Raw genomic sequence first — 1,392 nt, 5'->3', positions numbered from 1 at the left:
AGGCAGCTATTCATTTTCTAAAGCTAGAAGCCTTGCCATATGAACTTGTTAAGTATACGGATGAAGAGCTCTTACTTTCCTTAAGACAAGTGGTAAAACGCAGTATAGGCTTAAAGAAGATACGAGCACTTAAAGAAGCAGCCAATCGTTCGATTGGTATTCGTCAAGGGGCAGCTATGGCGAAATTAGAGTTGAGAGCTTTACTAGAGAAGTATGATTTTATTCAAATGAAATTCGAAGAATTAGATCATCAATTAGATCAGTTATTAGACCATATCCCAGGCGTCACACAGATGTTAGAGGTGTCAGGAATCGGTCGAGATACAGTAGCAGGGTTTTTCGCAGAGGTCGGCGACCTCAGAGACTATCAACATCCTCGCCAAATCGTAAAATTAGCAGGTTTAAGTTTAAAAGAAAACACATCAGGAAAGCACAAAGGTCAGACCAAGATTACCAAACGGGGACGAAAGAAATTAAGGGCTCTCTTATTCCGGGCAGCCATGATATTGGTGGCAAAGAACAAGGCTTTTAAAGCTCTTCATATATATTACACAACACGTTCTCACAATCCCTTAAAGAAAATGCAATCTCTGATAGCTTTGTGTAACAAGCTTATTCGAATTCTGTTTTCAATCGGTAAAAAACAATTTACGTTTCAAGAAGACAAGATGTTAAWGGATATCCCTCATATGGCAACATTTGTAGCACATCAAACAGTCGCATAGTTCATCGGATTTTTATGGTTACACGGTCATTTAATTAACACTCATTTAAAAGTGAAGCACGGATTAGTCGGCAAAGCAACTAACGTGAGGACTTAGATCCTGTGGGGCAGCATGACCGACATCCACCTCATGGAAAGGTTGAACGAAGGAATGTAGGAGCATCGACTCTGTGAGACATGGGAGGGTTGACCTCCATGAGACATGTGGATATCCTAAAGTGCGATCATAACATTGCTTAAACCAATTTTTTCCTATGATTGGCTAGTTTAGCATACACTTTTTTCGATAAATCCCTATCCTAGAGGAGTAATGCCGAGCTTACATAGATAACGGTTAATGATATGACTATGAAATCCTAAGAATTCTAAAGCAATCGTGAGATTGTGTTTAGTTTATTGAGGGAGGTTAGTTCAATATTTCTGATGTGAATGGTTATGTAAACCTCACCTCACATGAATAACGATATTCATACATCATTAACATCAAAAGGATTTGAAAACGCCTCTTCCGATTCAATTCTAAAAAGGAAGTACCTGAAATATAAATATAATCGAAAGGAGTGAGACAACAATGGAAGCAAGTACCTTTTTAGGACTGTTTTGGGGATGGACGACGGTTATCATATCGGGAATACTTTTCGTACGTCCATCGGTACTACGTGAACTGA

General features: G+C 38.9%; 1 protein-coding gene. It reads left to right on the top strand.

All coding sequences use genetic code 11. From position 1 onward, the window contains the following. Window positions 1-725: transposase (locus tag AC1DVB_RS27230; protein WP_477591949.1), on the top strand; the 725-nt coding region annotated here is incomplete at its 5' end. Window positions 726-1,392 lie beyond the last annotated feature (667 nt).

This window comes from Peribacillus sp. P4_D6, from assembly GCF_056401795.1.
The sequence above is the reverse complement of the archived record's forward strand: the minus strand, read 5'-3'. Positions and strand labels throughout refer to the sequence as shown.